Genomic DNA, 25,238 nt, shown 5'->3' on the forward strand with positions numbered 1-25,238 from the left:
ATTTGCATATTACAGGTTTTTACCTAAGAATGCAAAATTTAAAGCTATTAGATCATTGATACCTTAGAAAAGGTAGTCATCGACCAATAATCTACTTAATCTGCAGTTAGGCCAAAGCCTTTTTTTGAATGGATTTACTAATTACCAAAAATAGAACACCGCATAAAAGCCATGCAGGAAGTGTTACGAATGATAGAAAGACATCAAACTGCAAAGAGATAAAGTAAAACAGGCCAAAGCTGATGGCCCAGGCAAACAATACGGCCCGATTAAAGCTGATATTACTCTTCTCGGCATAGTTCGTAATCACACCCATTTTCTCCGCAAAAAAGTGCTCAAAAACAATTACTGCGCCCACAGGTGCCAGAATGAACCCGTAAAGGGCCACAAAATCAAGTAATTTCATGGCAAAAGCAGGAAATAGACCCGCTATCGTCGCAACGGCCCCTGCAATTATGGTCACCCAAAAGGTAGAGGTCTTGGGCAATACCGCCTGAAAGGCCAAGCCTGCCCGATAGATGGTCGGGTTAGCGGTCGTCCACCCGGCCAATACCACCGCAAGAATACCGAAAAAGCCCAACGCCCTGTAGGCCAATGGACCGGGAGCAACAGGTGGTGCTTCCCCATTACCTAATAAAACTTGCGCCTCCGGAGTCTGAAGATAGACCGCATACAAAAGTGCGGCCGCGATCCAAGCCATATAGTGACCTACATACATGCCTGCAGCAGTCGTCCACCCAGAGCTGGCTTTTTTGGCAAACCTAAAAACCGAAAGATCGGACATACCCACGTGCATAGCCGCATTGGCAAACCATGACCACAATACTATGTGCCAGAAAGTATATTTAATTTGCCCAGGAAAAGGTTCGGAACCATTGCCCCATATATTCCAAAAATCTGAAAAACTAGATACGTTCAATTCTTGTAAAGAAACCACGGCACAGGCCAAAAATGCCAATACAATTACGGGAGACATCCAATTGGCAGCCTTGGATACAGTGTTGAAACCCCTTGCGGCAATCACGGAGATAACTGCACCGATGGCAATAACTATAACTACCCAAGTAATTCCATTGGGCATGGTATCGGTCAGCTTAGGCATTTCCATATCGAAAGGTATACCCACAGCCGTAGCCGAAATAGTAATCATTGATCCTGCCAGAAAACAAAAAAGTATTCCGTTGGCGAGGTTATAGGCAATTACCAGCTTTTTACCACAGATTTTCTCCAATTGATAATACAGCGTCAATCTATACTTAACAGCTATCTCAGCGGTTAAAAACCGCCAGCTTAAAACCGCCAACAAGTTGCCTATCAAAAGCCCGATAATCAAATCAAAAGCACTTACACCAGTCGTTAAAAAAAGAGGTCCGATAACGAATTCGGTACCCGCAGCATGCTCGCCGGCATACATACCTAAAAAGCTTTTCCAGCTTTTAAGTCTTGATTGAGGTACCGGTTGTCTCTCGAATTCTTCCCCGACAATCTCCTCTATCGCTTCCTCTTCTTGACTGTAAAGTGTCATAAAAACTAGGTTTGGTTGGTTATCAAATGCTGGGGAAGGTCTTCTACTTTTTCGCAACAAAGCTGATCCATCACCTGTTGAAACTGGCGCTTCAACATAGCGATTGTATGATTGCCACCATTATTACCCAAAGCAGCAGCACCGTACATAAAAGATCGCCCCATAAATGTAAATTTTGCACCACTGGCCATCGCACGCGCAATATCTGGCCCTGATCGTAATCCGCTATCGATCATAACCTCAATTTTGTCACCATAATCAGGAACGATATCTTGCAGAGATGCAATCGTTGATTGACCGGCGTCTAATTGCCGCCCACCGTGGTTAGAAACGATAATTCCGTCAAATCCCATTTTAATGGCATCTTCGGTATCTTGTTGACTGGCAACACCTTTTAAGACCAATTTACCTTTCCACCTGTCTCGAATGGGCTTTATCTTTTCAGCATTCAATTTTCCTGAGAAGGTCTTATCCATGAACTGGCCCAATTGCTTTAGATTAAGCCCCTCGGGAGTATAAGGTTTTAATGTCTCGAAGGTTGGTTGACCATGTTTCAAGGTATTAAAGGCCCAAGACGGCTTACCCAAAATCTGCATAATATTTCTAGCCGACATTTTCGGTGGTAAGGCAAGTCCGTTACGAATGTCCCTAGGCCGATACCCAAATGTGGGCACATCGCAAAGCAAGACCAAAACAGGACACCCGGCCGCATGTGCGCGATCGATAATATCGTTTCTCACATGATCTTCAACCGGATTATAGAGCTGAAACCAAGCCTTACCTTCGGTAAGCTCACTTGCCCGCTCAATATTCATGGTGGTAACCGTGCTTAATATAAAAGGAACGTTATGTTTGTGAGCGGCCCTGGCCAAAATTTCAGGGGAATTGGGCCACATGAGTCCTTGAAGACCAACTGGGGAAATACCAAAAGGAGCGTCGAACTCCATACCTAAAACCTTGGTCTTGGTCGAGCTCACACCATAGTTCTGAAGGTATCGTGGCTGTAATTGAACATCACGAATCTCCGCGGTATTTCTTACGATATTTACATCTTCATTGCAACCTCCATCCAAATATTCAAAGGCAAAATTCGGAACCCTTTCCTTGGCTTTTTCACGCAAAGCCTCTACTGATGGGTACTCAGAATTGATTTCACTTTTCATAAGATTCGGATTTAACGGGACTAAAATCTTTCAACCCATAATTATGGGCCAAAAATGCAGGGTCTAATTCAGTTTGTGAGATAACGATGGCCGCTCCTAGAGCGGAACCCAACGAGGCATCGGTAGTTCGTAATTTCATGCTTCGAAGGTAATAAGATAATAGTTTTATGTACACATCATTATCGCTAAACCCGCCGTCTATATAAAGGTCTTCGATATTTTGTTCACCAATTGCAGAGGCAATGCTATCGACTTGTAGCAAGACCAATTCCAGCATCAATTGATGATAGGCATGTTCAAATTGATCGTATGGTATTGAGGTAGTATTGGGTTCATTCTTGCCCACGATGCTCTTCCATTTGAACATAGGCTCGAAATCTTTGTTGATTTCAAAAAAGGTCTCTTCATCAAACTTGACAGTTCTGTGAAAATCGGCAGCTACCCCAAAATATTCTGTAAGCTCTTTTACCTGAAGTTTGTATTCATTGCCCAAGAACAGGCGTGCCACTTTAACCGGGCTACCGTCTATTCTCATATTGTACAAACTTTCTCGTTCGATATCCGCCATAGTTAGCGCCCCTTCTACAAACGGATTGATAGATATGCTCCAAGTACCGGTTGAGACCAACAAAAAAGGATTGGTCAAGCTTCTTACATAGGGCAAAAGGGCCGAAGAGCTATCGTGAATACCAGGACCTACCAAAATTTTCTGCCCATCAAAATCGACCGAAACTGTCTTGTTACTTGCCACTAATGGAGGTAAAAGTTTGTCTACCTTCTCTTTGAGTACCCAATGGTGGTATTCGTTACGTTCAAAATCCCATAAATTGGTATGGCATCCTATGCTGGTGTATTCACTAACAGGTATACCCGTAAACAGATAACTTAAATATTGCGGTAAATGAAGGGAATACTTGATTTCTTTAAAAACCTCCGGCCGTTCTTTTTTTAACCAATAAAGGTGCATTCCGGTATTGAGCATTCCCATACTCAAAGAGCCCGATACCCTCGAGAATTCATCTATAGGCCCATACTTACCATAGAACTCCTCGATAATCTGCTCTTTGATGGGTTTCATGTAGTTATAAAGGGGAGCAATTACCCTTCCCTCACTATTCATATGCACCAAACTGGCCCCATAACACGAGAAGTTCAATGAACGAATGTCGTACTCAGGGTTGGCAAGCATTTTGTCAAAGGTTTCCTTTGCCCAATTTTCCAAAGCTTTTAAGTCTTCGGTAGGATATCCATCCTCATCTTCTATCTCATCAAATCGGGCATATTCCCTATAGATCTCTTTAAAGTCTTCGTTGAAGAGAAAAAACTTCTTATTGGTTCTACCAATATCAAATATTGCGGTTACCTTAATACTCATCTACTTACTTGAATTTACTACAAACCAGAAGCTACGGTATGCCTGCCTCTTTCTTCTATCAAACTTCTTCTAACATCTAATGACCTATATGCCTGAATAGGGTTCAAGGCCCCACCTCTAGCTAGCCGAGCTTGCGCCAATAGAGGCCTCACATCGGTACGGTAGGCATCTTGCAATAGTTCTTGAGCCAACACCACATCGTTGTTCAGCTGTGCTTGTTTCAATTCGTCTTGGTTCACCAATAGTGCTTTGGCATAGGCTTCTTGAATAGCCTCTAGTGATTGAACCAAATCTTCAAGTGGATCTTTCACATTGTGGCTCGCATCGATCATCCAAGCTGGATATGGGTTCTGAGGATTATTTCTCATGCCATAGACCAATTCATTGAAAATCAAGAAAAGTGAGTAAGGTTTCACGCTACCTACGGTACTATCGTCATCGCCGTACTTACTATCGTTAAAATGGAAACCTCCTAACTTACCCTTTAACATCAAGGTCGAAACTATCTGCTCAATATTAGTGTTGGGCAAATGATGGCCCAAGTCGACCAAGGTGTATGCTTTTTCACCACAAGCATTGGCAAGCATAAAAGAAGTGCCCCAATCTTGTATGACCGTACTGTAAAAATTAGGTTCATAGGGTTTGTATTCTATGAACATCTTCCAGTCTTCGGGCAGATTTTTATAAATCTCCTTGAGACTATCTTCTGTATGCTTAAGCGCTGTCTGAAAATTATTTTGGCCCGGAAAGTTCGACCCATCGGCCAACCAAACGGTCAAACTTTTAGAACCGAGTTTCTTTCCAATTTCGACAACCTCTATGTTATGGGCAATTGCTTGCTCTCGAGGAGGTTTATTTACATTGCTTAAAGAACCGAACTTATAGCTCTCTTTCGCATTCTTCTGGTCTTGAAAAGTATTTGAATTTACCGCGTCGAATATAAGGTCGTTTTCTGCAGCCAGCTCTTTAATAGCATTATAGTCCTCAGGAACATCCCACGGAATATGAAGCGAAATTGCACCGGCCGTTTGGGTCAAACTATGAATGACCCCAACATCTTCGATTTTCTGCTCCAATGAAGAAGGTTCACCATAAAACGAAAACCTGCCAAAACGCGTTCCGCCCGCACCAAGTGCCCAACTGGGTATCGCTACCTGAAAGTCGGACAGTTCACTGACCAATTTGTCAACATCAATATTCTTTTGATCAAGACTATTGGCGAGAAAATCAAACTGGTTCAGGTGATTTTCGGCAACCTTCTTATTGACCGATTCTATGTTTTCTTTATTGATCTTCATTTTCGCACTTCTATTTTATCTAACAAAGGCATTGGCCATTCCGCCATCTACATTGATAATGTTCCCTGTACTCTTGTTCAACAAACCAACGAAAGCAAAAACACCATCTGCGATGTCGGAAGGATAGATAATTTCGTTCATCAGGTTTCTTTTGGCATAATGGGCCGGTAGTTCTTCTACAGAAATACCATAGGCTTTGGCACGACCTTCGGCCCAATCACCTTCCCAAATCTTACTACCAACGATTACCCCGTCAGGGTTTACGGTATTCACCCTAATTTTTTCACCACCGAGTTCAGCGGCCAATAATCGAGACATGTGTTGCTGTGCCGCCTTAGCGGTACCATAACCTACGTTGTTCGGACCGGATACCAAACCATTTTTACTGGCGATACTAATGAAATCACCGCCCAAACCTTGAGTACGCATAATTTTCACGGCTTGTTTGGCCAGTTCGAATTGCCCTTTGACCAATACGTCTTGAAGAATGTCCCAATCTTTTTCCGTGGTTTCGGTCAATGGTTTTGAAATAGCCAATCCGGCACTATGAACCACGATATCAACACCTCCGAATTCTAAACAAGCCTTTTTATACGCTTCTTCAATCGACTCTGATTTGGTAACATCGCAAACAGCATAGGCGGCCGTATCGGATTTATAAGTTGCTACCCCTTCTTTCAAGCGTTCTTCGGCAATGTCTGTCAAAACAACATTGGCACCTTCCGCAGCCAACTTGTCGGCAATCGCTTTTCCGATACCTCCGCCGCCTCCGGTAACCAAGGCTACTTTTCTTGAAAGGGGCTGCTCTTTCGGCATACGTTGCAATTTTGCTTCCTCCAGTAACCAGTATTCAATATCGAAAGCCTCTTGTCTTGGCAGCGAGGTATATTCCGTAATTGCTTCGGCACCTCTCATTACATTGATGGCGTTGATATAAAATTCGCTGGCCACCCTAGTGGTCTGCTTGTTTTTGGCAAAGCTGAACATACCGACACCTGGGTAGATTATAATTACAGGGTTGGGGTCTCTCATAGCCGGACTATTGTCCCTTTTACAAGACTCATAATAGTCGGCATATTCTTTTCTATATTGTTCAAAGGCAGGTTCTAACTTTTTAAGAACCGCTTCCGAATCGGAAAGGTCTTCAGAGGTATCAAGCGTAAGTACCAATGGCTGAATTTTTGTACGCAAGAAATGGTCAGGGCAAGATGTGCCCATAGGTGCCAACCTTTCCAAATCATTACTATTAATATATTCCATTACCACATCGGTATCACTAAAGTGACCTATCATTCTATTTTCAGAAGAACACAAGCCCCTCAATAAAGGCATTAACCGTGCAGCCTTTTCTTTACGTTCATCGGCAGGAAGACTTTCTACCTTCTGCCCACCAAAAACCTGACCTTGTTCCTTAATTTTTTTGGCAATGTAATCCGATGCCTTCTCAATTACTTCCAAGCTATTGATGTAGCACTCATACGAGGTATCGCCCCAAGTAAAAAGACCGTGGCTTCCTAAGACAATACCGCGAATACCTGGATTATCGTTCAAACATTTCTCCAACTGAAGACCTAAATCAAACCCAGGTCTTTGCCATGGCACCCAGCCCATGGTATCTCCCCAAATTTCTTTGGTCACCTTTTCACTATCCTTCGCAGCTGCTACTGCAATAAGTGCATCAGGATGCAAGTGGTCGATATGCTTGAATGGCAATAAACCGTGCAAAGGAGTGTCGATGGAGGGAGCCCTACTATCAAGGTCGTAGATACAATGGTTAAAAAGACCGACCATACGATCTTCATCGTGCAAACCTTCATAGACATTTTTAAGGTTACGCAGCCTCTCTGTATAAAGGCCTGCGATACCGGCTCTTGTTAAGGTACCGATGTCGCCACCAGATCCTTTGATCCACATAACCTCGACCTCTTCGTTGGTCAACGGGTCTTTCTCTATGGTCTTACAACTGGTGTTACCGCCCCCATAATTCGTAATGCGCAAATCGGCACCAAGAATGTTGGATCTGTAAAGAAAAAGGGCCACTTGATCATCGCCCAGCTCTATAGCCTTTTTTTCGTCCCATAGATAGTTTACGTGTTGAAATGTCTTTTGCATATCGTGTGTCTTGTAGTTACTTATTGTTTTAACACTTTGACCAAAAATACATATTACATTTCCTGTGAGTATCCTGTGCTGCCCTGTTAGCTTCAAAAAAATTAAAAGAGGCCATAAACTTATGGCCTTGCCTCAAATTTTGATTACTTTTAGAACCTACAAAAATGAAAGCCGTTTATAAACATTCAGGGGGTTTAAAACGTTGAACCCTCGCCTATAAACTTAGTTTTTGAAGACCCGATGTCAAAAACCCTGAACATAAAAATAAACGAAGCCTCACGTATACCGAAATACATGCAGGTAGTCGATTCGATAATGGATAATATTGCTATGGGCGATCTTCCCATTGGCAGTAAAATACCATCTATCAACGAACTTAGTGAAGACCTTCTTTTATCGAGGGACACCATTGAAAAGGCCTACCGCCAACTCAAGGTTCAAAAGACCATTACCGCCGTTAAGGGCAAGGGCTATTACATTGCAAAGACCGATTTAATCTCGAAGATCAATGTCTTCTTTCTGGTGAATAAGCCCAGTTCTTATAAAATGCGTATCTACAATTCTTTTGTAAACGGCCTCGGGGTGAATGGCCATGTGAATCTGTTCATTTACCATTGCGAAGAATCACTTTTCACCCATTACATAGAGCGTAACCTAGGGGCTTATGATTATTATGTAATAATGCCCCATTTTAAAGATGAAAATCTGAACCACGCCTCGGCCACCGATAAAGTCAAGGATGTTTTAAATAAAATTCCTAAGAACAAACTGATTGTTTTAGACAATTCACAGATTGAAATCAAGGGTGAATACGCTGCTCTTTATCAAGACTTTGAAAATGACATTTATGAAGCCTTGTTGGAAGGGAGAGAGCGTCTAAAGAAATATGATAAACTGATATTGGTGTACCCTGAAAAAAAGGTATACCCGTATCCGCGTAGAATTCTAAGGGGCTTTCAAAAGTTCTGTGGCGAACAAGGTTTCGAATTTGAAATCTTAGGAGAAATCTATGAAGACATGGAGCTTCAAAGTCGAGATGCCTACGTGATCATCGAAGAGTCTGACTTAGTAAATTTGGTTCGGCAGGTGCGAAAGAAAAACCTAACCCTAGGTGAAGATATTGGCATCATATCCTACAATGAAACCCCTTTAAAAGAACTTCTTGGTATAACGGTCATTAGTACCGATTTTAATGCAATGGGAGAAACTGCCGCATATATGGTGCTAAAAAATAAGAAAGAGCGGGTTAAAAATGTGTTTCGTTACATAGAACGAAATTCGGTGTAAAAAATTGATTGTCACGCTTGTCCGTTAAGGAGAACATTGTATTTTTAGCACTCCTAACCCCACACAATGAGATTACGCATACTTCCGGTAATTCTGCTTGCCGGACTATTTACCTTTTCCTGTTCTACCAATTCGAATAAAAAACCTGTTCTATATGCCGTGGGAGATTCTACGGTAAAAAATGGCCAAGGCGATGGAGCCGGAGGGCTTTGGGGATGGGGAGAATTTATTAATCAATTTTTGGACAGTACCAAAATAAAGGTTGAAAATCACGCCTTGGGTGGCACAAGTAGCAGAACATATCAAGACAAAGGCCTTTGGGATTCGGTTTACAACAAATTGAACAAAGGTGACTTTGTTCTTATACAATTTGGCCACAACGATAATGGCCCTATCAATGACGACTTTAGGGCACGGGGCACCATCAAAGGTATTGGTGAAGAATCTGAGGAAATCGATAATATTCTCACAGGAAAGCATGAAACCGTTCGCAGCTATGGATGGTACATTCGTCGATTGATCAAAGATGCCAAAAGCAAAGGGGCCGTGCCGATTGTGCTTTCTCCTATTCCCAGAAATAAGTGGGAAAACCAAAAAGTACTTAGAAACGACCAATCGTATGGCCTTTGGGCCAAGCAGGTGGCCGAACAGGAAGGCGCTACATTTATCGACTTGAACGACCAAATGGCCCTAAAAATGGAAGAAATTGGGGAGCAAGGCACCACTGGCAACCATTTTTTCGAAAGGGACCATACCCATACCTCGGCCAGAGGTGCAGTTCTGGCTGCTTCGATTATAGTCAATGAAATAAGAAATGAAGATTCAGGTCTTGAAGATTATCTAATCGACTACCCCCAAATAACACTTCCCAAAAAGAAAAACCTTTTTCTTATCGGTGATTCGACCATGGCCGATAATGGCAATGAAAATGCCGTAGGTTGGGGCATACCTTTTACTAGGTTTATCGACACTACAAGATTGAACTATTTTAATAGTGCCCTTGGCGGAAGAAGCAGCCGAACTTTTATTACCGAAGGACACTGGAACGAGATACTTCAAAAACTTCAGCCTGAAGATTACGTACTCATTCAGTTCGGGCACAATGATGCCGGAAATATCGATAAAGAAAAATACCGTGGCTCACTTAGCGGAACAGGGTTTGAAACCCAAGACGTCGTTCGTAACGATACCCTAACCGAAACGGTGCATACATTCGGCCAATATCTGAGAAAAATGGTTATTGAAACAAAAGAAAAAGGTGCATTACCAATTATTCTAAGCCTGACCCCTAGAAATGAATGGCCCGATGGGCAAGTAGAACAAAGACAAGAAACCTACATTAAATGGTCTGAAGAAATAGCTACTGAAGAAGAAGTACCCTTTATAGACCTTAGTAATCAGATTGCGAAGAAATATGAAGAACTCGGTGAGGAAAATGTTCAGAAGTTCTTTCCTAAAGACCACACCCATACGAATTTAGATGGCGCCCTTTTCAATGCCCAGGTCGCGGCAGAGGCCTTAAAGAATTATAAGGGTTCAGGTCTCAGAGATTATATTTTTTATTAGGATAAAGACTCAGGATTACTCCATAAAAAAGACTTCCCTTAACGAGGTTTCCACAGGAGAATTGTCATCATTGGTCTCCATAATATCTGCCATATAAGCCCACCATTTTTTAACAATGGGGTCGTTAGGAATTTTCGACGGCTCGAAACCATCTTCCAATTTTTGAAAGGCGAACAAAGTCAAGGTCTGTTCATCAAGAAATATCGAGTATTCATGAATACCCGAATCTGACAATAACTTTGATAACTCAGGCCAAATCTCGTCATGTCTTTTTTTGTATTCGGCCTCGAACCCTGGCTTCAATTTCATGGTAAAAGCGTTTCTAATCATTTGACACCTTTTTTATATTAAAAAATGAAGGCAAAAGCACCCAACAGCTATGATCAAGTACTCTTGCCTTGATGTTTTAAAAAACTAAAATCGACTCTTACTTCTCCCCGAATATGGGTCCATCAGTTTTGATTTCGCTGTCATAAAATTGAATGGCACTATCATTCAATTTAGGATAACTGTTTTGAAGAAGCGCAATCATTTCGGCTCCTGCTAACAGAACCGGCCCGTAGCCATGGGCCGCATAAACGTTTACCGGCCTATAATAATAAAAAGCGGGATCAAAGCCCATACCGGTACCAACACAAGTACCTTCAACCTGCCCCTTACCGTTCACTTTTTCAGTAATTGCATTCCAGGCCAACGTTACCGAAGGCCCATAAGCTTTACCATCAACATAACCTCTATTGATAGATCTGGCAATGGCATAGGTATAAATAGCGCTTGCCGAAGTTTCAAGATATGAATCATTGCGGTCGAGCAACTGATGCCACAACCCTTTACCTGATTGTAATCGGGTCAACCCTTCGATATGTTTTTTCAGCAAATCGAGAACCTCAGACCTACCCTTATGGTTTTCTGGCAGAACCTCTAAAAGTTCGACCATGGTCATAATGGCCCACCCATTGGCGCGGCCCCAATAAAACTCTGGGTGCTGCTCAGAGTCTACGATATAGGCATGCATAAACAACCCTTTTTCTTCATTGAACATGCGTTGAGCGAATTGTAGCACTTGTTTAACGGCATCATCAAAGTATTTTGGGTCTTTCGAATAACTGCCCATTTGCGCCAAGGCCGGCACGCTCATAAAAAGATCATCGAGCCAAAGGGAGTTTTTCATAGGTCTATTTCGTGCCAATGTACCGTCTGACAATCTATATTGACCATTAGAAATGTAATCCATAAAATTTCGGATCAAAGGGTCTAAATTCGCCTCCGAGCCATTGGTTTTGGCTTTGATCATGGCCGCGCATACGGCACCAGAATCATCTAACGCGTGCGGGTGTAAAACTCGCTTCATGGGATGTTTTAACTCGGCGTTCTTAGTTTCTAAATCTTCAAAAAAGGGCCGTATGTCAGCCAAAAACTTAAGACGTTCATTGGTATAATCGGCATATTTAGATTCTTCGGTAACCTCACTTGCCAATAACATACCCGCATAGGTAACCCCCCACTCATAACTCGTTAAGCGAAAATCACCTGTTTGAAAAGCGGTTTCTTGATCCTTCTTTATTTTTTTATAGTTGGTTATTACCTCTCCGCTATTCTTATCGATCAGGGCCGGCGGGGTAACCGAATTCAGATAATCATAAATTCGGTCGATGACTTCAACTATCCCTTCTTTGGACGGCACATCGTACGGGGTTTCATAGTCTGGTTGCATTAAATGTAAAGGAGCCGTCATATCATTGGCGGGCTGCTGTGCGCTTACCTCTTGAGATATTAATAAAATGGTGCCCATTGCTAATATTGATAAGCACGTTCTAATCTTTGGGCCCTTAAAGCAGGATTCAATGTAATTTTTCATGAATTGCAGTAGTGAGTTTTGTTGAGAAAATTTTTATTGGATAACCTCTACATTCAAAGTATGTGAATTGTCCAAATTAGGAATGTAGAGTAATCGATTACAATAATATGGGTTATTTTCATTTTCTGTATCGGAAACCACTAATTTTTCATTATTCACCATCACCGTTTTTGGCTTTTCATTCAAATGTACCTTTACATTATAGGTGATGTCACTTGTATCAAACTTACCTTCGGAAGGGTCAATTTGAATAACTGTACGGTCTTGCTTACTTTCTGCTTTAATTAAAGTAGTGGCAAAATCACCTTCGGTATATTTCATGCTTTTTCCATCGTCATGATAAAGCTCGAAAGCACTATCACCTCCGATAAAAACTTCCAAATCATAAGAGTTGATTTCTTTTTCCCCTACATAATTTATCAGTTCTTGTTTTGGCAATATTCCACCAGCTTTAACAAAGAGAGGCATTTTATCCAAAGGGCAGAGAACGCTTATAAACTTTTTGCCCGAAAAGGTGTTCCCTGTCCAATAATCGACCCAATTGCCTTCGGGCAAATAGACCGTTCTAGTTTGCGCTCCCTTAGTAGTTACAGGGCAGACCATAAGATTGTCACCAAGCATATACTGGTCGGTAATTTCGTAGACATTGGGGTCCTTTTGGTAATCTAGAACCAAGGCCCTCATGAGGGGTTGGCCTGTTGAATGATTTTGATACAAAGTACTATATAAATAAGGCATCAACTCATACCTGAGTTCATCGTATTTCTTAAATATGCTTTGCGCTTCTTCCCCGTAGTTCCATGGTTCTTTATAGTTGGGGTGCTCCATACCGAACAAATGCGCGATGGGGCTCATTAAACCGAATTGGCACCAACGAATATAAAGTTCAGGGTCGGCGACATGTTCAAAACCTCCCATACAATGGGCCCAATTACCCACTCCTGAAAGACCAATATTCAAGCCAGCCTTAATTACGGGTTCAAAATATTGCCATTCACTAGGCCAATCACCAGCGAAAATGTAGGGGTAACGCTGAATACCGGCATAACCTTCGCGTGTTTGGTTCATGCCCCTCATCTTGTTATGTTCGGCAAATTTTTCATAGGGTGCCTTTGCATAAGCAATAGGAAAAAGATTATGCAGCGCATTTATCTCCTTCCCTTGCGGACCAGTTTTTTCGCTTTCATTTGCCTTATGCCCAAAAGCACTGCCTTCATCGGTCTTCAAGAACATCGCACCTTGATCGGCCACTCTTTTCACGCCGTTCTTCCACCACCAATCAACTGATTTCTCATCAAAGAAATTAACGAACTCGCCTAGGTTGTTCGGCTCAGGATAAACGTACCCTTTACGCCGGGCCTCATCGAGCAACCTTAATTCCTTACCATTGTCAAATCTCGGTCGTAAATGAAGACCTACCATATTAAGATTTAGCGCATAGAGGTCATTGAACATTTCCTCCGGATTTTTAAACGTTTCCCTCCATTCGAATGATGTAGCGCCCGTACCTCCATTTTCTCCGAAAATTCGCCAAGTTGAATCTAGATGTAATACGTCTAGCGGTATGTTCAAATCCCTAAATTTTTGAGCCAAAGCAACCACATAATCGGTAGAGGTTTCTTCTTCATGACCCCATGTGCCCCCACTATAAGTACCCACATGCAGCCCCATCGCAAACTTGGGTAACATTGGGGCTTTACCAGTGATGTCTGTATACGCATCTAAAATAGAACTGAAGTCTGGCCCGTACATAAAATAGTAGTCTAGCTCGCCCCCTTCAGCTGAAAAGGAGTAGGTTTCTGGGTTACTATGGCCCATATTCCAATTTGTAGGGTTGGCATTATGAAGAAAAATGCCGTAACCACGGGTACTCATAAAAAAGGGTACGGGTGAATAATTGGCCTGTAACACATCATAGGCGCCCACAATATGAGGCCTACCTTGACCGCGGCCAACATTCAGTCGCAGCGCTTTACCCCGTCTATCCAAAAAATCCATCCGTTCTCCAAAACCGAAGAAGTGCTCATCAGGAAAAAGCTTTTTTGTGACGTTCACCGTGTCTTTATTCTTAGAGGAACCGAAGATTTTGTCTTGTTCCGCTTCGCTGGTCAAAACCTTGCCTTCTTTGTCACTAATAGTTACGAAAAAGGGGGTTTTATGTACTAAAATGTTTAAACTATCAGTGCTATAACTGATAGTCGCTTCTGATTCTTTGGCAGTATATATGACTTCGGGCCAGTCGTACTTCACCACCATCCATGGTTCATTCTCGGAGAAATCACCATCCCAACTTGACCTTATTCTGACCAAACTTGGGGTACAAAATTCTAACTGTACTTTAGCTTCATCCGTGGCGAAGACTATCTTATTCCCATTTTCGGAATCAACCTTCTGAAAATTCCCCAAGCCCGTTTGGGCGTGGGCTTGAACGATGTTCATTAAAAGGGCCATAAAAAGACCCAATCGTAACATTCTCATATAACTGTTTTACTACATTACCGATGTTCCCGCATCTTCATTGAAATCTAAAAAGCTCAAAAACCGAGCTCATCAAATTTGTAGTCTTGTAGAAATCCTTTGTATATTTTCAAATCGAAATTCAAAAATAGCAATAGAACAAGGGTGCGGCATCCTGTAGTATACTGCCCTATTTTAGGGGCTTGCAGTACAGCACAGGATGGTGGTGAAAAATACCGGTCTTATTTTAGGGCACTCTCATTTATCAAATAGCGGGAAAACACCATGCAAGAACATAAATTGAACAGATTATTTGCGCAATCGATTACTTTATTTGGATGTATACTATTCATGTCTTCCTCCGCCATTGCCCAAAATCAATCTACAGAACCGTGGCCCGAGCTTACCCGAACACACAAACCTTGGACTCGCTGGTGGTGGATGGGCAATGCAGTTGATGAACCCAATATTAAAGCCCAACTCGAAGAAATGTCAAAGGCCGGGCTAGGCGGGGTGGAAATTCAGCCTATTTACGGAGTCAAAGGGGAAGAAAAAAACTATTTGAAGTATCTGTCTTCCGAATGGTTAAACGCCCTGGATTACACCATCAAAACTGCAGGAGAGAACAACATGGGAGTGGATATGACGCTTGGTACTGGATGGCCCTATGGCGGCCCTCAAGTAACGCAAGAAGACGCAGCGACCAAATTAATTATCGACACCTTGCATCTTTCTAAAGGTGAAAAAATCGATATGGAACTTCTTCCCAAAAATGAAAAAGATAGAGGTGCCTCTCGTCCCATTGAAATCTTAGCTTTTGATAATTCGGGCCATTATGAAAATCTGACATCCTTGGCTAAAGACGGCCATTTGAAATGGAAAACCAAACGCAAGGATTACAAGCTTTACCTGTTCTACGAAGCAAAAACGGGGCAACAAGTAAAGCGTGCCGCCCCTGGTGGAGCTGGCTTGACCGTAGACCACTACTCAAAATTGGCCTTTCAAAATTATGTGAAACCTTTTAATGAAGCTTTCTCAACGCATGGCAAAAACCTTCGCACCATTTTCAATGATAGTTATGAGGTGTATGGTACCGATTTTACTCCTAGATTTTTTAAGGAGTTTCAAGAACGTAGAGGCTACGATTTAAGACCTTATATTCAGCAACTTTTGAGTGGTAATAACGAAACCGCGAATAGACTGCGTAGCGATTACCGAGAGACATTATCAGACTTACTATTGACGCAATTTGACCGGCCATGGACCGAATGGGCCAATGAAAAAGGTTTTCTTACGCGTTTACAGGCTCATGGCTCTCCGGGCAATCTCATCGACATGTACGCGTCGGCCGATATACCCGAATGTGAAACTTTTGGTTCAATGCCCTATGAAATTGAGGGTTTACGAAGGGAGGAAGAAGATATAAGGCAGGGCGATGCTGATGCGGTCATGCTCAAATTTTCTTCTTCAGCCGCCCACATTTCAGGTAAACAGCTAACCTCGTCAGAAACATTTACCTGGTTACGAGACCATTTTAAAACTGCTTTATCACAAACTAAACCAGAAGCCGAAGATTTACTTTTAAATGGTATCAACCATATCTTTCTTCACGGTGCTACTTATTCACCAGATCGAGCCGAATGGCCCGGTTGGAAATTCTATGCCTCGGTCAACTTTAACCCGAATAATACTATTTGGCAAGACGCTTCTGAATTATTCTCTTATATCGCGAACTGCCAAAGTCTTTTACAATCGGGGCAACCTGATAATGATGTTTTGCTTTATTGGCCGATACATGATGTTTGGCATGAGTTCCACAACGGGTCCCTCTTTTTTCAATTCAAAATACACTCGTTAGATGAATGGTTATTGAAAACCCCATTTTACCAAACCAATCAAGAGTTTATAAAAAAAGGGATTTCAACCGATTTTATCAGCGATCGATTTATAGAAGAAGCTAAAGTCATAAATGGAGAAATCGTGCTTCCAGGAGGAACCTATAAGAGCCTTGTGGTACCTCCTATTGAACATATGCCTTTTGCTACACTCGAAAAGTTGATTTCGCTAAAAGAAGAAGGGGCCTCGATTATTTTTCAAGATTTGCCGTCGACCGTTCCGGGTTTTTTCGAGTTTGAAAAAAGATGTGAAATGCTAAAAGCCTTGATGTCCGAAAATAAACTGAAACCAACCACCGATCTTTGGGAAGATTTAAAAATGGCAGGGGTCAAACACGAAAACTTGGTAAAATCAGGACTCAAATTTATCAAACGAAAAGTTGAGGGTGAGCAACTGTACTTTTTGGTGAACCATACTGCCCAAAATATTGATGACTACATTCCCATTACAGCGGAGGCAAAAGAAGTCATTATTCTAGACCCACTTACAAAGACTTTTGGAAAAGCAGCCACTCAAAAGCAAGGTGAACAGACCTTGGTAAAAGTTCAGATACCGTCAGGGGGGTCGCTATTTTTAAAATCGGGGAAGGAAAGTAATATGCCCACGTGGAATTATTCGAAACCCATCGAAACTGAATATCCGTTAGAAGGCGAATGGACTTTGTCATTTATTAGCGGAGGACCGCAGCTGCCCAAGACAACGAAAATTAATCAATTGAAATCATGGACAGTACTCTCAAAGGAAGCCGAGTACTTTTCTGGTACCGCGAAATATGAGATAGATTTTGAAAACCCCGACGAACAGATAAATCATTGGAGACTTCATCTCGGCGATGTTCGGGAAAGTGCCAAAGTTTGGCTCAATGAAGAATATTTGGGCGCGCTTTGGTCTAACCCCTTTCAAATAGATATTGACACTCTTAAAAAAGGGAGAAATTCCATTAAGATAGAAGTGACCAATCTTCCGGCAAATAGAATTCGTGCAAAGGAACTTCGAGGAGAAGAATGGAAAATTTTTCACGAAATCAACATGGTCAACAAAGATTATAAAGAGTTCGATGCCACAAAGTGGCAACCAATGCCGTCGGGCCTTTTGAACACACCAACCTTACAACCCTTACAACTCGATAACAACTAACTATAGCATAATGAAAAGAGTATTATCATCACTACTGGCCTTATTTGCATTAGCAATGGTTCAAGCACAAACTTTTGACCGTGAACAAGTTCTTAAAAACATGGAATTGGCCAATGCCTATTTCATGCAAAAATGGCCAGATGTGGGCAAGACCATTGTTACGAACAAAGAACGTCCGAGTAATATATGGACGCGCGCCGTTTACTACGAAGGGCTAATGGCACTTTACGGAATCTGGCCAAAGGAAGAGTATTACCAATACGCATACGACTGGGCCGAATTTCATAACTGGAGCTTTCGCTATGGCACGGCCAACCGAAATGCCGATGATTACTGCGCCGCCCAAACCTACATAGACCTCTATAACCTAGAGCCCGATTCGAAAAAATTAAAGGCCACCAGATCCACGCTAAATATGCTTTTAAACACCCCGCAAGTTGATGATTGGTGGTGGATAGATGCCATACAAATGGGTATGCCCGTATTTGCCAAAATGGGTGTTCTTGAGAACGACGAGCGGTACTATGAAAAAATGTATGAAATGTATATGTTCACGAGAAACGAGCATGGCGAGAAAGGGCTTTTTAATGCTGAGGACGGTCTATGGTGGCGTGATGCAGATTTTGACCCACCTTATACCGAACCTAACGGTGAAGATTCGTATTGGAGCCGCGGTAACGGATGGGTAATTGGCGCTTTAGCAAAGGTATTGAGCATTATACCGGAAAGCGCTCCTCATAGAGACCAGTACATCGATGACTTTAAAACTATGGCCAAGGCACTGATTCCCATTCAAAGAAAAGACGGTTTTTGGAACGTAAGCTTGCATGACCCTAAAAACTTTGGTGGCAAAGAACTGTCGGGCACGGCACTTTTCACCTTTGCCATGGCCTACGGCGTAAATAATGAAATTCTGGATAGGGACACCTACCTGCCGGTCATTAAAAAAGCATGGGAGGCCATGATAAAAGACGGGCTTCACAACAACGGCTTTCTGGGTTATTTACAGTCCACCGGAAAAGAGCCCAAAGATGGTCAGCCACTATCTTATGACAAGGTACCCGATTTTGAAGATTACGGTCTCGGGTGTTTTCTTTTGGCCGGTAGTGAAATCTATAAAATGAAGTAGAATCTTTGTCCGATTCGAATATTTAAATTTTTGTTATACCCGCCCTTAAAAAACTTGCATTGCTTTTCTAGATGTATTTTTGTTCCCTCAAGATTAAAATTTTCCTGATGGATAACGGATTACCGCGTTTGCTTTATAAGTATTTTTTGGAAATGGGTATGAACGAAAGTTCTGCCGCCTACCTGAACATGTTCGTGTTATTATTGGCGGCCCTGATTCTTGCATGGTTTTTAGACATGGTTATCTGGAAGCTTCTGCGTTCCGTTTCTTTAAGGTTGGCCCGAAAATCAAAGACCAATTTCGATAACTTTTTAGTCGCCAATAAAGTACCCAGATATGTAGCACATATTTTACCCTTGGCCATACTATTTGAAATCGTGCCTTTTGCTATGGTCGATTTTGAATATGCAGGCACTATCGTCTTCAAATTGTTGCGCATACTCTTTGTATTTCTAACACTCTTTACCGTCAAAAGCATATTTAGAAGTATCAACGACTACTTGAAAACAAAGCCTAGGTTTCGTGATAAACCGATGGATAGCTACATACAGGTTTTTATGATTTTCGCCTGGTTTGTAGGTGTGCTCACCATTATAGCCATTATAACAGAAGTAGAGTTTATCAAATTCTTCACCGCATTGGGTGCGGGTTCTGCTGTTATACTTTTAATTTTTAAAGATTCCATTCTTGGTTTGGTGGCGAGTATACAAGTTAGTATCAATGATATGGTTCGAATCGGCGACTGGATTACTTTTGAAAAATATGGGGCCGACGGAGATGTAATTGAAATAACCCTTGCTACGGTAAAGGTTCAAAATTTCGACAAGACTATAACCACCATTCCTACCTATTCATTGATATCGGATTCGTTCAAAAATTGGCGCGGCATGCAAGAATCGGGAGGCAGGCGAATTAAGAGGGCCCTGATCATCAGCCAGAAAAGCATTCGCTTCTTAACTAGTGAAGACATAGAAGCCTTGAAGAAGATTCAACTTATAGAACCCTACCTCAACACCCGAAGTGAACAGATAAACGCGCACAACGATTCGAACAACATCGACAAAAGCTTGGCAATCAACGGAAGAACTCTTACCAACATTGGTGTTTTTAGAAAGTATGTAAATGACTATCTTCAAAACCACCCGGCGGTCAACAAAGGCATGACCCTTATGGTGCGCCAATTGGCACCTACGACACAGGGTATTCCTTTAGAAATATATGTCTTTAGCAGCGACAAACGCTGGGAGAATTATGAATACATTATGGCCGATATTTTTGATCATTTGATGTCTGCACTGCCATTTTTCGATTTAGAACTGTATGAGTTTCCGCTCTCATTTCCACCTATACCACAAACTTGAACCGAGAACTATGAAAAAGCTCCGTCACACATTACCCTTCTTAGCGATACTCCTTTTGTTAAACGTCAAAGCCCAAGAGACTATTAATCTTTGGCCTAAAGGAGCACCTGACGCTATTGAAGACACTTCCTTTAAAGAAGAAGTGCAGTACGATAGTCAAGGTAAGATTCGGGGTTACAGCAAAATTTCTAAACCCGAGTTAAGTATCTATCTGGCAGATGAGCAAAATAATTCTGGTACAGCTGTCATTATCTGCCCCGGTGGTGGCTATTCACATTTGGCCATCGAAAAAGAAGGTCATAAAGTAGCACGTTGGTTCAATACCTTAGGTATTTCGGCATTTGTTCTTAAATACCGCATGCCTAACGATCGAACGATGAAAAATAAATCGGTCGGTCCGCTGCAAGATGCACAAGAAGCTATGAGAATGGTACGTTCGAAAGAAAAAGAATGGAAAATCAAGCCAGATAGAATAGGCATTATGGGCTTTTCTGCAGGAGGTCATTTGGCTTCCACTCTATCCACCCACTACAACGACCAGGTATATACTTCAAACTATACGGCAAGTGCCCGACCTGACTTCTCTATCTTGGTTTACCCTGTCATTTCCATGGATGAGAACATCACCCACATGGGTTCTCGTACCAATCTATTGGGAGAAAATGCCAATGCAGAAGACCTTCAGAAGTATTCGAACGAGAAACAGGTAAATAAACAAACACCACCCACATTTCTAATTCATACCACGGTCGATAAAGCGGTGCCGGTAGAGAACAGTATTAACTACTATTTGGCTCTTAAAAACAATGAAGTGGATGCCGAAATGCACCTATATGAAAAAGGAAGGCACGGTATGGGTCTTGGCGTTGTGGGTACCAACCAGTATTGGCCTGACGATTTGGAGCATTGGCTTCGGGCCCATGAATATATTGTCAAAAAGGAAATCTACCTATTCTCTTATTTTAAGGGAAATGGAGAAGACGGTCTCCATTTTGCGCAAAGTGACGACGGCCTTAAGTGGAAAACGCTAAAGAACGACCAATCGTTCTTAACACCTTTAGTAGGTAAAGATTCCCTAATGCGAGATCCTTGTATAATTAAAGGAGGGGACAATAAGTACCACATGGTCTGGACAGTTAGTTGGACGGACCGTGGAATTGGCTATGCTCATTCAGATGATTTGATCAATTGGTCTGAGCAGCAGTTCATTCCCGTGATGGCCCATGAACCTAAAGCCAGAAATACATGGGCTCCGGAAATTACTTATGATTCCGACACCAAAACATATATGATTTATTGGGCCAGTACCATTGAAGGGAAATTTCCGGAAACCCAATCAAAAGAAGAAAGCGGCTATAACCATCGCATGTACTATGTAACCACAAAAGATTTTAAAAATTTTAGCGATACCCAACTCCTGTATGAACCCGGTTTTAATGTCATTGATTCCAGCATTAAAAAGCATGGGGACCAATTCGTGATGTTTTTAAAGGATGAAACCCGAGAGCCTGCGGAAAAGAACATAAAAATTGCCTATGCCAATAAGCTTACAGGCCCTTATAGTGCTGCTAGCAAACCCATAACTGGAAATTATTGGGCAGAAGGCCCCACCGCTGCCATGGTAGACGGGCATTGGGTAGTGTATTTTGACAAATACATAGACCACCAATACGGTGCGGTACGCTCTAAAGATTTAAAAGAATGGGAAGATATCAGCGACCAAATCAGCTTTCCGGAAGGTACCCGCCACGGCACCGTTTTAAAAGTACCTCAAAGTGTTGTGGAAAAGTTGGGGAGGGAGTGATACTCATTGGCAAGAAAATCTTCTCTAAATATTCATAGGATAAAGAAAGAAATTACTAAGGATTTAAATAACCCGTTTGCGAAAACTGATACACTGAAGATGGGGTTCTGGCTGAGTCTAAAATCATTTGCATCTCTTTTATAATTTCCGGATGATCAGCAGCCACATTATTCTCTTCTTGTAAATCGTTTTCCAGATCGTAAAGTTCAATTTTAGATTCCTTTCCCTTGAAAACATCGTATTTAACGGCTTTCCAAGTTCCCATACGAACGGCCTGTCTACCTCCTTTTTCATGAAACTCCCAATACAGGTATTCATGTTCTTTCTGGCTTTCACTATCCCCATTTAGGGTAGACAAAAAGGAAATTCCGTCGATATTATTAGGGGAGTCAATTTTCAAGATCTCGGTCAAGGTTGGAAAAACATCCCAAAAAGCTGAAATGTGATCGGTTTTGCTTCCTTCATCAATCACGCCCGGCCAACTGACAATCATAGGCACCCGAATACCACCTTCGTATAAATCTCTCTTATACCCTTTTAGAGGCCCGTTACTGTCAAAATAATCAGGGTCAGCACCACCTTCTTGATGCGGCCCGTTATCGGATGTAAAGACAATGATGGTATTATCTGTCAAACCAAGTTCTTCTACCTTATCCATAATTTCCCCTACTTGCAAATCTAACAACGAAACCATAGCGGCAAAGGCGGCATGGCTTTCCTTTTGACTTCCGTACGGCCCATTTCTATAATCCGGTCCTTCATCAACTCCCTGAAATTGATGTTCAGGGTCGTATTTACCCCGAAAAGCGTTCATAATACTATCAGGGGCCACTAACTCTGCATGTGGAATTATAGACGGAACATATAGAAAAAATGGATTCTCTTTATTCTCATCTATAAAAGCAAGGGTCTTTTCATGAATCAAATTAGGGGCGTAGACCTCCTTTTTGGTACCGTGGTTGCCCTCCAGAATTAAGGAATCATTATTAGACCATAAATGTCTCGGATAATAATTATGGCCTAAACGTTGACAATTGTATCCGAAAAAAGTATCAAAACCTTGTTTTGTCGGGTCACCTTCCGATCCGGGATACCCCAAACCCCACTTACCAAAGGCTCCCGTTTGATACCCCGCGCTTTTAAATGCTTCAGCCAAGGTGTAGGTGCTATCAGGAATCGGATGTTGCCCCTCGGGCCTTACCTCTTTATTGCCCCTAACAACGGTATGGCCTGTGTGCATACCGGTCATCAAAGCCGATCTAGAAGGGGCGCAAACGGTACTACCCGAATAGTGTTGGGTAAATAGCATTCCTTTCTGGGCCAATTTATCAATATTCGGAGTAGCGAACTTTGTTTGGCCGTAGCAACCCAAATCTCCGTAACCCAAATCATCGGCTAGAATGTAAATAACGTTTGGCTTTTCAACTCGTTCCACTTTTTCTTGGTTTTGAGCGTCGCGATTTTTTTTACCGGAATTGCATGAAAGAAAGATAAACCCTGATAGCACTATTAATAGAAGTATACGCATGGAAAAAATTGTGAAGGATTATAACCTTGGTTTTATTGCGTATGGAAGATATGAAATATAATAGTTTCAGTTCATGGGCTTTATAGACTTAGTTAGTAAAAAAAAGCCTCTCGATTTCTCGAAAGGCTTTCTATAATTAAGCTCCCCCTCTTGGGCTCGAACCAAGGACCCTCTGATTAACAGTCAGATGCTCTAACCAACTGAGCTAAGGAGGAAAATATGATGCTTTAATCTCTTAAAGCGGGTGCAAATATAAATGTTTTTTTATTTGTGCCCAACAAATTTTTTAATCTATTTATCGGTCAACCAACGATACAAATCATTACCATTGGCGAAGAGAATAAGCGCTAACAATAAAAAGAACCCGATCATTTGCGCGTACTCTAAAAATTTATCGCTCGGTTTACGGCCTGTAACTATTTCATAAAGAAGGAACATGACATGTCCACCATCCAAAGCTGGTATCGGCAAAAGGTTTAAAACGGCCAACATAATTGATAAGAAGGCTGTGGTACTCCAAAAAATCTCCCAATCCCAAGAATCAGGAAAAAGTCCGCCAATAGCCGCAAAACCACCTACTCCCTTATAAGCACCGGTATCTGGGTTGAAAATTTTCTTTAATTGCTTCAGATACCCCGTTACGGTACCTACACCACGATCGATACCAGCAGGAATAGCCTGCATAAAAGAATACTTACGGGTCTCGATTCTGAAATAACCCATACGCTCATACTCTTTCATGGTCGTAGCAATAGCTACGCCTATTTTGGCATCGTCGCTAACTTGGGCATCGACCTTTTTGGTCGCACCATTCTCTCTTTTAATGGTAAGGGTAACTTTTTTTCCTTTATTGGCCTCCAAAATAGGAACGACCTCATCCATATAAGTGGCTGGTTGCGAATTTATGGCCACCAGCACATCATTCTTTTGAAGGTCAGCACCTTTATTGGGCGAATCAGGAGCTATTTCCTGAACGATAAAGGGCTGACGAAAGCTAAGAAACCTGGCCTTATCCTTATCATCTATCAATGTAGAAATAAAATCTACGGGTATCTCTTTTTCCATCACTTGACCGTCACGCTCAATAGTAATGGAGTTACCGTTGATGATTTCCATGAAAACAGTATTGAAATCCTCAATCTTGTTACCATCGACCGCTAAAATCTTATCGCCTGTCTTTATACCCAATTGGTCGCCAATCTCTTGCTCAACGACCCTTACCCCATCTTTAAGGCTATCGGCCGGTATGATTTGCTCACCATACGTATAGGCCAATCCTATATAAATAATAAAGGCCAGTATAAAATTAACGGTAACCCCGCCAATCATAATAATTAGGCGCTGCCAAGCCGGTTTACTCCTGAACTCCCATTCTTTCGGTTCTTCTTTAAGAGCTTCGGTATCCATGCTCTCATCGATCATACCCGCGATTTTCACATAACCACCTAAAGGTAGCCACCCAATACCGTAAACGGTCTCTCCTATTTTCTTTTTAAAAAGGGAAAACTTGATATCGAAAAACAAGTAGAATTTCTCTACTCTGGTCTTGAAAAGCTTAGCTGGAATAAAATGACCCAATTCATGAAGTACGATTAAAAGCGAAAGACTTAAAAAGAATTGAATGGTCTTGATCAATATGGGATCCATCTATATTTTCTAAAATTAAACGCACAAAAGTAAGGTTTTACCACCTCTAAAAAAAAAGGAAAGTTGATGTGCAAATAGTTTTTAAGAAACATTTA

At 41.9% G+C, this 25,238-nt stretch carries 16 protein-coding genes and 1 tRNA gene; 6 read left to right on the forward strand and 11 right to left on the reverse strand.

Going from position 1 to position 25,238, the window contains the following annotated elements:
- Nucleotides 1–106: 106 nt before the first annotated feature.
- From IL356_RS02550 to IL356_RS02570, 5 genes are read right to left on the reverse strand one after another with little or no spacing between them, the layout of a single operon-like run.
- The gene (locus tag IL356_RS02550) at nt 107–1,525 is read right to left on the reverse strand and encodes a purine-cytosine permease family protein (protein WP_121847359.1); all 1,419 of its coding nucleotides are present in this window, start codon (nt 1,523–1,525) and stop codon (nt 107–109) included.
- A gap of 5 nt (nt 1,526–1,530) precedes the next feature.
- The gene (locus tag IL356_RS02555; RefSeq protein ID WP_121847358.1) at nt 1,531–2,688 is read right to left on the reverse strand and encodes an alpha-hydroxy acid oxidase; all 1,158 of its coding nucleotides are present in this window, start codon (nt 2,686–2,688) and stop codon (nt 1,531–1,533) included.
- Nucleotides 2,678–4,063, reverse strand: coding sequence for an FGGY-family carbohydrate kinase (locus IL356_RS02560; protein WP_121847357.1), 1,386 nt, complete (start codon nt 4,061–4,063; stop codon nt 2,678–2,680). Before IL356_RS02560 ends, IL356_RS02555 begins: the two co-directional genes overlap by 11 nt.
- Before the next feature lie 17 nt (nt 4,064–4,080).
- Entirely contained in the window at nt 4,081–5,361 is a 1,281-nt protein-coding gene (locus IL356_RS02565) for a sugar isomerase (protein ID WP_121847356.1), read from the reverse strand.
- Between the two features lie 15 nt (nt 5,362–5,376).
- Nucleotides 5,377–7,473, reverse strand: coding sequence for a bifunctional aldolase/short-chain dehydrogenase (locus IL356_RS02570; RefSeq protein WP_121847355.1), 2,097 nt, complete (start codon nt 7,471–7,473; stop codon nt 5,377–5,379).
- Between the two features lie 240 nt (nt 7,474–7,713).
- Here IL356_RS02570 and IL356_RS02575 point away from each other — a divergent pair, with 240 nt between their 5' ends.
- Both IL356_RS02575 and IL356_RS02580 read left to right on the forward strand, forming a co-directional pair.
- Nucleotides 7,714–8,760 (forward strand): GntR family transcriptional regulator, encoded by a 1,047-nt coding sequence (locus IL356_RS02575; RefSeq protein WP_121847354.1) that lies wholly within the window; start codon nt 7,714–7,716, stop codon nt 8,758–8,760.
- 66 nt (nt 8,761–8,826) lie between these two features.
- The gene (locus IL356_RS02580; RefSeq protein ID WP_121847353.1) at nt 8,827–10,326 is read left to right on the forward strand and encodes a rhamnogalacturonan acetylesterase; all 1,500 of its coding nucleotides are present in this window, start codon (nt 8,827–8,829) and stop codon (nt 10,324–10,326) included.
- A gap of 15 nt (nt 10,327–10,341) precedes the next feature.
- Here the strand turns inward: IL356_RS02580 and rhaM are convergent, their stop codons facing one another.
- The 3 genes from rhaM to IL356_RS02595 form a co-directional block, all read right to left on the reverse strand.
- Nucleotides 10,342–10,656 carry an L-rhamnose mutarotase gene (gene rhaM, locus IL356_RS02585; protein ID WP_121847352.1) on the reverse strand — a complete coding sequence of 105 codons (315 nt, stop codon included), beginning with the start codon at nt 10,654–10,656 and terminating at the stop codon, nt 10,342–10,344.
- 97 nt (nt 10,657–10,753) lie between these two features.
- Entirely contained in the window at nt 10,754–12,118 is a 1,365-nt protein-coding gene (locus tag IL356_RS02590; protein WP_121847351.1) for a glycoside hydrolase family 88/105 protein, read from the reverse strand.
- A gap of 99 nt (nt 12,119–12,217) precedes the next feature.
- Nucleotides 12,218–14,662, reverse strand: a complete 2,445-nt coding sequence (locus tag IL356_RS02595) for a glycoside hydrolase family 31 protein (RefSeq protein ID WP_121847350.1) — start codon at nt 14,660–14,662, stop codon at nt 12,218–12,220.
- A 264-nt stretch (nt 14,663–14,926) separates the two neighbouring features.
- Between IL356_RS02595 and IL356_RS02600 the strand changes: the two genes are divergently transcribed.
- From IL356_RS02600 to IL356_RS02615, 4 genes are all read left to right on the forward strand, one after another.
- Entirely contained in the window at nt 14,927–17,674 is a 2,748-nt protein-coding gene (locus IL356_RS02600) for a glycosyl hydrolase (RefSeq protein ID WP_121847349.1), read from the forward strand.
- 10 nt (nt 17,675–17,684) lie between these two features.
- Nucleotides 17,685–18,803 carry a glycoside hydrolase family 88/105 protein gene (locus IL356_RS02605; protein WP_121847348.1) on the forward strand — a complete coding sequence of 373 codons (1,119 nt, stop codon included), beginning with the start codon at nt 17,685–17,687 and terminating at the stop codon, nt 18,801–18,803.
- 107 nt (nt 18,804–18,910) lie between these two features.
- Nucleotides 18,911–20,164: a mechanosensitive ion channel family protein gene (locus IL356_RS02610; RefSeq protein ID WP_121847347.1), complete on the forward strand. Its 1,254-nt coding sequence runs from the start codon at nt 18,911–18,913 to the stop codon at nt 20,162–20,164.
- Between the two features lie 10 nt (nt 20,165–20,174).
- Nucleotides 20,175–21,968 (forward strand): prolyl oligopeptidase family serine peptidase, encoded by a 1,794-nt coding sequence (locus IL356_RS02615; RefSeq protein WP_121847346.1) that lies wholly within the window; start codon nt 20,175–20,177, stop codon nt 21,966–21,968.
- 55 nt (nt 21,969–22,023) lie between these two features.
- Here IL356_RS02615 and IL356_RS02620 read toward each other — a convergent pair whose 3' ends face one another.
- The 3 genes from IL356_RS02620 to rseP all read right to left on the reverse strand — a co-directional run bounded on the left by IL356_RS02620 (nt 22,024) and on the right by rseP (nt 25,143).
- Nucleotides 22,024–23,403, reverse strand: coding sequence for an arylsulfatase (locus tag IL356_RS02620; protein ID WP_240467927.1), 1,380 nt, complete (start codon nt 23,401–23,403; stop codon nt 22,024–22,026).
- Between the two features lie 234 nt (nt 23,404–23,637).
- Nucleotides 23,638–23,711, reverse strand: a tRNA-Asn gene (locus IL356_RS02625).
- Nucleotides 23,712–23,787: 76 nt separating this feature from the next.
- Nucleotides 23,788–25,143: an RIP metalloprotease RseP gene (gene rseP / locus IL356_RS02630; RefSeq protein ID WP_121847344.1), complete on the reverse strand. Its 1,356-nt coding sequence runs from the start codon at nt 25,141–25,143 to the stop codon at nt 23,788–23,790.
- Nucleotides 25,144–25,238 lie beyond the last annotated feature (95 nt).

It is taken from the genome of Euzebyella marina (assembly GCF_014855515.1).
Classification (GTDB): domain Bacteria; phylum Bacteroidota; class Bacteroidia; order Flavobacteriales; family Flavobacteriaceae; genus Euzebyella; species Euzebyella marina.